The organism is Vogesella alkaliphila, from assembly GCF_014652475.1.
GTDB lineage: Bacteria > Pseudomonadota > Gammaproteobacteria > Burkholderiales > Chromobacteriaceae > Vogesella > Vogesella alkaliphila.
This window is the reverse complement of the sequence record NZ_BMYW01000016.1, coordinates 1-7,135: the sequence shown is the minus strand read 5'-3', so window position 1 is coordinate 7,135 and position 7,135 is coordinate 1. Positions and strand designations below refer to the sequence as shown.

The window sequence follows — 7,135 nt, the reverse complement described above, 5'->3', positions numbered from 1 at the left end:
TTTTGCCTTGCGGCCAGGGTTGGCCGCAACGGCGTGTCTATTCATATCTCTGCTCAGACCTCCGCCCACATCCGCAGCAGGTTGTGATACAGCGCGGTCAGGTTCATCACTTCCTCACTGTCACCCAGCTGCTGGCGCAGCGCGATGATGGCCATGTCCATGTCGAACAGCATCGCGCGCCTGGCGTCATCGCGGATCATGCTCTGCGTCCACATGAACGAGGCCAGCCGCGCGCCGGCGGTGACCGGCTCCACCCGGTGCAGGCTGGTGGACGGGTACAGGATCATGTCGCCGGCCGGCAGCTTGACGCTGTGCAGGCCGTAGGTGTCTTCCGCCACCAGCTCGCCGCCCTGGTACTCGTCCGGATTGCTGAAGAACAGCGTGCACGAGACGTCGGTGCGCACGTACTGGCCGGTCAGCGGGTCGCTGCGGATGGCGTTGTCGACGTGGTTGCCGTAGGTCATGCCGCCCTGGTAGCAGTTGAACATCGGCGTCATGGTGAGCTTGGGCAGCGCCGCCGACATGAACAGCGCATTGCGCGCCAGCGCGCGCTGCACCAGCGCCGCCAGCTCGCGCGCGGGCTCGCCCTGTGGCGGCAGTTGCAGATTGTGTTTGACGTCGAGCGCCTGGTGGCCGGCGGTGGCGCGGCCGTCCTGCCACTGGGCGTTGGCCAGCAGCATGCGGGCGTGGGACAGCTCTTCGGCGGTGAGGACTTCGGGGATGTGCAGCAGCATGAAGGTTTCCTGATCAAAACGGGGTTGGCAGACGCAGGGGACGGGGTGGCGCATCCTGCCAGCGTTTTGGCGAGCGTCCTATCGCGCTCGCCAAAACGGCCTTGCGGCCAACCTTTGCACGACAAGGTTGGCCGCAAGGCGCGCGGGCTTAGTACTTGTAGCCCACGGTCAGCTGCACTTCACGCGGTGCGGCGGCGGCGGCATGACCGCCGTACAGCGCGTCGTAGTACTTCTTGTTGGTGAGGTTGTTGACGTTGAGGCGTACATTGTACTTGCGCTCCTCGTACGACAGCATCGCGTCGGCACGCACGTAGCTCGGGGCGAAGCGGGCCTTGTTGGCGTCAAACTTCACCGGTTGGCCGTTGACCGATTGCGAGTCGGCGGCATAGCGCTTGCCGGTGTAGTACAGGCCGACGCCGGCGGTCACCTTGTCGGTCACCTTGTAGGTGGTCCAGATGTTGGCGGTCTTCTTCGGCGTGTACTTCGGCACGGCGCCCTTGTTGGCGTCGGTCGGCGCGTTGTTGGCCCAGCCCTGGTCGATCTTCGGGTCCATCAGCGTGGCGCCGGCGAACACTTCCCACTTCTCGCTGAGGCGGCCGGCCACCTCCACTTCGACGCCGTCGGTGTGGCGCTTGGCGTAGAGGATGGCGACATCCGGCGACAGTGCGTCGGTGTTGCGTTCGTTCAGCTTCTCGGTGCGGAACACGGCGGCGCGCAGGGTGGCGTCCCCGTCGGCCAGATCCCACTTGGCGCCGATTTCGTAGTGCTTGTTGCGCTCCGGTTGCTGCTTGTCGGTGGAGAGGCCGGCCGACAGGTCGAACTGGTAGGCCTCGCCGGACGGGTTCATCAGGCTGCTGTAGCCGAGGTAGTAGCTGGATGCCTTGGTCGGCTGCCAGATCAGGCCGGTACGGTAGCTGAGGCCGCGGTCGTCGCGCTTGCTTTCGCCGGTTTGCAGGCCGGTGGTGGTGTTGTAGGTCTTGTAGGTGCCTTCCAGCTGGTCCATGCGCAGGCCGGCCATCACCTTCCACTGCTGGTTCAGCGCCACGGTGTCGGTGACGTAGGCGGCCAGGTTGCGGGTCACGAAGTCGTTGGAGCGGTGGCGGGTGTAGCCGCCGGTGTAGAAGCCTTCCGGGTCGCCGACGCTGCCGACCACGTTCGGGATCGCGCTGCTGGCGCGGATGCTGTACGCATTCTGCGTTTCGCGGGTGAACTCCACGCCGGCCAGCAGTTCGTGGCTGAGGCTGCCGGTGTCGAACTTGCCGTTGTAGTCGACGCTCAGCGACTGGGTTTCGTTCAGCGAGCCGCGCAGCTTGCCGCTGTAGCCGAGCTGGGTGGCGTCGGTGACCGGGGTGCCGGCCGGCGAGTTGCGCAGCTGTGGCTGCGACACGATCACCTGGCGGTCGTAGCGGCCGACGCGCAGCTGGGCGGCGATCTCGTGCTTGCTGTCCAGCTTGTGGGTAGCGCGCACGGTGCTGATGTCGGCGGTGATGTCCTCGCTGTTCATGCCCTGCAGGCCGTAGTAGCGGTCCACCGGCACGTCGATCGGCTGCAGCGTGTTGGGGTCGAACGGCACGCCCAGCATCGGGGTGTTGTTTTCCTTCATGTGCATGTGCGACAGCACCACCGTGGTCGGCTCGCCGAGGCCGAAGGCGATGGACGGCGCGATGCCGAAGCGCTCCTGCGCCGAGATGCCGTCTGGCGAGCCGTCGTGGGTGTTCATCACGTTCAGGCGGATGGCGGCGGTGTCGGACAGCGCCTGGTTGATGTCGGCGGTCTCGCGATGGAAGTCGTTGTTGCCGATGGTGCCGGAGACTTCGACCTGTTCGCCGGCGAACGGGGTCTTGCTGACCTGGTTGATCACGCCGCCGGTGGAACCGCGGCCGAACAGCATCGAGCTGGCGCCCTTCAGCACCTCGACGCGCTCGTCGTTGAACGGGTCGCGGTTGTATTGCGCCACGTCGCGCTGGCCGTCGCGGTAGGTATCGCCAAAGGCGGAGAAGCCGCGCAGGATGATGGAGTCGCCGGAGCGGCCGCCCTCACCGGCGACGAAGGTGATGCCGGACACGTTCTTCAGCACGTCCTTCATGTTGATGTCGCCCTGGTCGGCGATCAGCTGGCGGGTGACCACCGATACTGCCTGCGGTACGTCCTTCAGCGCCTGCTTCTGCTTGCCCAGCGTGGTGGTGGCGGCGTTGTAGCTGCCGCGCGGCGCCTGCTCCGCCTGGACCTTGATGGTTTCCAGCTGCGCGGTGTCACTGCTCTTGGCGTCGTCGGCCAGGGCCAGGCCCGGCGCCAGGCTGACGGCCAGTACGCCTGCCATCATCTTCTTTGGTAGTTTTTTCTGCGCGATGGCGGCAGAGGGGGTGAGATGCCGTTTCATTATTGTGGTAGTCCGTGTGCAAGGTTGAAGACAACACGCGCCCCGCGCCACGGCCGGCGGGCCGTGGCGTCAGGGATGGTGCGCGCGGGAAAAATCGCTTAGCCGAGAATTCAGTCGGCTTCGGTGACGAAGCCGATACGGCTGACACCGGCGCTTTGCGCGTCGGCGAGGGTGATGGCGACCAGTTCGTAGCGCACCGACTTGTCGGCACGCAGGTGCAGCTCGACTTCAGGGTCGGCCGCAGCGGCCTCGGCAAAGCGGCTGCGCAGCGCGCCGGATTCCACCGGTGCGTCGTTCCAGAACATCTTGCCCTCGGCGTCGATCACCAGCCGGATCGCCTGCGGCTTGTCCTGGTGTTGCGCGGCGCTGGCCTGCGGCAGGTCCAGTTTCACCGCGTTGGTCAGCAGCGGCGCGGTGATGATGAACACCACCAGCAGGACCAGCATCACGTCGACCAGCGGCGTGGTGTTGATCTCGGCCATCGGCGCGTCGGCGCCCTTGTCAAAACTACCGAACGCCATCTTCGCCTCCGCGGGTCAGCAGCTGCGCGTGCAGGTCGTGGGTGAAGTGGTCCAGGTCCTGGTTGATGACGCGGTTCAGGCGCACGAAGGTGTTGTAGGCCATCACCGCCGGGATGGCGGCGGCCAACCCTGCCGCCGTGGCGACCAGCGCCTCGCCGATCGGGCCGGCAACGGTGGCGATCGACACCTGCCCCTGGGTGCCGATGTTGACCAGCGCGTGGTAGATGCCCCACACCGTGCCGAACAGGCCGATGAACGGCGCGGTGGAGCCGATGGTGGCGAGGAAGGTCATGCCGCCTTCCAGCTGCTGCTGCTCCTGCGCCAGGCGCTTGCGCAGCGCGCGGGTCAGGTATTCGTCCAGGCTGCAGCTCTGGCCCAGCGAGCTGGCGCTGTGCTGGCGGTACTGGCGCAGCGCGCCGAGGCCGTCCTGCGCCAGGCGCGCCACCGGTGCCGCGCTACCCTGCAGCGCGGTTTCCACCTCCGTCCACGACGCGGCCGCCCACAGCGTGGCTTCCGAGGCGCGGTTGTCGCGCCGGACCTGCCACGCGCGCCAGCCGCGCAGCGCGATGAAGTACCAGGTGAGGATCGACATCGCGATCAGGATCAGGAACACCGACACCAGAATGGCGTCGCCCTGTTGGAAAGTCAGCATCAGGTTCATGGTTCAGGCTTTGGTGAGGTCGAAATCGACATTGAAGACATAGGTGTAGGGGATGGCCTCGCCGCCGCGTGTCGCCGGACGGAAGCGCCAGTTGCGCACCGCCTGCAGTGCGGCGCGGTCGAGGCGCGGGAAACCGCTGGAGCGCGCGACGCTGACCTCCTGTGCGCGGCCGTCGGCGCTGACCGCCACGCGCAGGCCGACGGCACCGGCCTCGCTCAGCTCGATCGACAGCGGCGGATACACCGGGCGCGGGTTGCCGAGGTGGCCGCCGATATGGGTCGGCGGGACGACGGGTGCTGGTGGTGCCGGCGGGGCCGGGGGCGCGGTTTCGCTACGGCTGGCGGCCGGCGTCTCGGTCACGGCCGGGGCCTGGCTGGTGACGGCCTCGGTGCGGGGGGCGGTGGTGATCGCCTTCGGCGACGGCTTGACGGGCGCCGGGAGCGGCCGCGGCGCCGCCGTGCGCGGCTTGGCGGTCGCGGTCTTGGCCGGCGCGGGTGGTGCCGGGCGGATGGCCGGGGCCGGCGCCGGAATGGTCACCACTTCCATCGGCAGCGGCTGTGGCGGCTGCGCCGGCGGCGCGGCGTGGCTCATCGACAGCAGCAGGCCGACGTGGCCGGCGGCGATGGCGGCCAGCGTGGTGTAGCGGGAAAACGAGGATTTCATTGTAAATCGTCTTGATAGTAATTCCTATTTATATTATCGATGACGTGACAAGGGGTCAACTTCGACATGGCGGTGAGGCGGGCTGGCGACGGCGCCTGGCGCTTGATTAATGCGTTGCAGGCTACATATTGAAAGGATCGACCGATTCCCGTGGTCGCACTTTATTGGGGCAGGCAATGCAGCAGTTTGACGGAACTACCATCGTATCGGTGCGCCGTGGCCAGCGCGTGGCGCTGGGCGGCGACGGCCAGGTAACCCTCGGCAATATCGTGATCAAGTCCACCGCGCGCAAGGTGCGCCGCCTGTATCACGACAAGGTGCTGGCCGGCTTCGCCGGCGGTACCGCCGACGCCTTCACCCTGTTCGAGCGCTTCGAGGCCAAGCTGGAAAAGCACCAGGGCCATCTGGTGCGCTCGGCGGTGGAGCTGGCCAAGGACTGGCGTACCGACCGCATGCTGCGCCGGCTGGAGGCGATGCTGATCGTCGCCGACCGCGAATCGACGCTGATCATCACCGGTAACGGCGACGTGCTGGAGCCGGAGCAGGGCATCGCCGCCATCGGCTCCGGTGGCGCCTTCGCCCAGTCCGCCGCCCGCGCGCTGTTCGAGAACACCGAGCTGGATCCGGAGGTGGTGGTGAAGAAGTCGCTGGAGATCGCCGGCGACATCTGTATCTATACCAATCACAACCACCTGATCGAAACCCTGGGCTGAGTTGCGGCCAACCTTTACAGCGGATATCTCCATGACCACCATGACGCCACAGGAAATCGTCCACGAACTGGACAAGCACATCATCGGCCAGCAGGCCGCCAAGCGCGCCGTCGCCATCGCCCTGCGCAACCGCTGGCGCCGCCAGCAGGTGGCCGAGCCGCTGAAGAGCGAGATCACCCCCAAGAACATCCTGATGATCGGGCCGACCGGCGTCGGCAAGACCGAGATCGCCCGCCGCCTGGCGCGGCTGTCCAACGCGCCGTTCATCAAGGTGGAGGCCACCAAGTTCACCGAGGTCGGCTACGTTGGCCGCGACGTCGACACCATCATCCGTGACCTGGTGGAAGTGGCGCTGAAGGAAGCGCGCGACGCCGCCATCGTGCGCAACCGCCACCGCGCCGAAGACGGCGCCGAAGAGCGCATCCTCGACGTGCTGCTGCCACGGCCGCGGCAAGCGGCCGGCTTCTTCACTGAAGAGCCCGTCGCCGACAAGCCGGAAGACGGCGCCACCCGCCAGAAATTCCGCAAGAAGCTGCGCGAGGGCGCGCTCGACGACAAGGAAATCGAGATCGAGCTGGCCGAGGCGCCGGCCCGCATGGAGATCCTGAGTCCGCCGGGGATGGAAGACTTCTCCAGCCAGCTGCAGGGGCTGTTCCAGGGACTCAATGCCGGCAAGAAGAAGACGCGCAAGCTGACCATCGTCGAAGCCTACAAGCTGCTGATCGACGAAGAGGCGGCCAAGCTGGTCAACGACGAGGAGATCAAGGCCGAGGCGCTGCGCAATGTCGAGCAGAACGGCATCGTGTTCCTCGACGAGATCGACAAGGTCACCAGCCGCGCCGAGGGCAACAGCGCCGACATCTCTCGTGCCGGCGTGCAGCGCGACCTGCTGCCGCTGGTGGAGGGCACCACCGTCACCACCAAGTACGGCATGATCAAGACCGACCACATCCTGTTCGTCGCCTCCGGCGCCTTCCACCTGTCCAAGCCGTCGGACCTGATTCCGGAGCTGCAGGGCCGCTTCCCGATCCGCGTCGAGCTGGATTCGCTGTCCGTCGACGACTTCAAGGCCATCCTCACCAGCACCGACGCCTGCCTCACCCGCCAGTACCAGGCGCTGCTGGCCACCGAAGGCATCGAGCTGGTGTTTGCCGACAGCGGCATCCAGCGCCTGGCCGAGATCGCGTGGCAGGTGAACGAGAAAACCGAGAACATCGGCGCGCGCCGTCTCTATACCGTGATGGAGAAGCTGCTGGAGAGCCTCGCCTTCGACGGCCAGGCCGGTCGTTTCGAGCTGGATGCCGGCTACGTCGACAGCAAGCTCGACCTGCTGGCGCAGCGCGAGGACCTGGCGCGCTACGTACTGTAAGCCTAGGATTGGCCGCAGGCTTGCGGCCAACCTTGTCCGCGTCAGCGGCCGCCGTCAGGCGGCCGTTAACGTTTCAAAAGCTGGCAAACACAAA

At 66.5% G+C, this 7,135-nt stretch carries 7 protein-coding genes; 2 read left to right on the top strand and 5 right to left on the bottom strand.

Going from position 1 to position 7,135, the window contains the following annotated elements; genetic code table 11:
* Positions 1–53: 53 nt before the first annotated feature.
* The 5 genes from IE100_RS16035 to IE100_RS16015 all read right to left on the bottom strand — a co-directional run bounded on the left by IE100_RS16035 (position 54) and on the right by IE100_RS16015 (position 4,959).
* Positions 54–734 (bottom strand): Fe2+-dependent dioxygenase, encoded by a 681-nt coding sequence (locus IE100_RS16035; protein WP_189375592.1) that lies wholly within the window; start codon positions 732–734, stop codon positions 54–56.
* A gap of 148 nt (positions 735–882) precedes the next feature.
* The gene (locus IE100_RS16030; RefSeq protein ID WP_189375590.1) at positions 883–3,114 is read right to left on the bottom strand and encodes a TonB-dependent receptor; all 2,232 of its coding nucleotides are present in this window, start codon (positions 3,112–3,114) and stop codon (positions 883–885) included.
* Positions 3,115–3,224: 110 nt separating this feature from the next.
* On the bottom strand, positions 3,225–3,635 hold the full coding sequence (locus IE100_RS16025) for an ExbD/TolR family protein (protein WP_189375588.1): 411 nt from the start codon (positions 3,633–3,635) through the stop codon (positions 3,225–3,227).
* Complete coding sequence (locus IE100_RS16020; protein ID WP_308426773.1) at positions 3,622–4,287, bottom strand: MotA/TolQ/ExbB proton channel family protein; 666 nt, start codon at positions 4,285–4,287, stop codon at positions 3,622–3,624. Before IE100_RS16020 ends, IE100_RS16025 begins: the two co-directional genes overlap by 14 nt.
* Before the next feature lie 12 nt (positions 4,288–4,299).
* Positions 4,300–4,959, bottom strand: a complete 660-nt coding sequence (locus tag IE100_RS16015) for an energy transducer TonB (protein ID WP_189375584.1) — start codon at positions 4,957–4,959, stop codon at positions 4,300–4,302.
* Between the two features lie 176 nt (positions 4,960–5,135).
* On the opposite strand from IE100_RS16015, the gene hslV reads away from it, so the two are divergent.
* Positions 5,136–5,672 (top strand): ATP-dependent protease subunit HslV, encoded by a 537-nt coding sequence (gene hslV, locus IE100_RS16010; RefSeq protein WP_189375582.1) that lies wholly within the window; start codon positions 5,136–5,138, stop codon positions 5,670–5,672.
* 31 nt (positions 5,673–5,703) lie between these two features.
* Positions 5,704–7,041: an ATP-dependent protease ATPase subunit HslU gene (gene hslU, locus IE100_RS16005; RefSeq protein WP_189375579.1), complete on the top strand. Its 1,338-nt coding sequence runs from the start codon at positions 5,704–5,706 to the stop codon at positions 7,039–7,041.
* Positions 7,042–7,135 lie beyond the last annotated feature (94 nt).

What these genes read in the sequence shown, in the direction of transcription:
- IE100_RS16035 (WP_189375592.1), bottom strand. Translation starts at nt 734, where the DNA reads ATGCTGCTGCACATCCCCGAAGTCCTCACCGCCGAAGAGCTGTCCCAC.
- IE100_RS16030 (WP_189375590.1), bottom strand. Translation starts at nt 3,114, where the DNA reads ATGAAACGGCATCTCACCCCCTCTGCCGCCATCGCGCAGAAAAAACTA.
- IE100_RS16025 (WP_189375588.1), bottom strand. Translation starts at nt 3,635, where the DNA reads ATGGCGTTCGGTAGTTTTGACAAGGGCGCCGACGCGCCGATGGCCGAG.
- IE100_RS16020 (WP_308426773.1), bottom strand. Translation starts at nt 4,287, where the DNA reads ATGCTGACTTTCCAACAGGGCGACGCCATTCTGGTGTCGGTGTTCCTG.
- IE100_RS16015 (WP_189375584.1), bottom strand. Translation starts at nt 4,959, where the DNA reads ATGAAATCCTCGTTTTCCCGCTACACCACGCTGGCCGCCATCGCCGCC.
- hslV (WP_189375582.1), top strand. Translation starts at nt 5,136, where the DNA reads ATGCAGCAGTTTGACGGAACTACCATCGTATCGGTGCGCCGTGGCCAG.
- hslU (WP_189375579.1), top strand. Translation starts at nt 5,704, where the DNA reads ATGACCACCATGACGCCACAGGAAATCGTCCACGAACTGGACAAGCAC.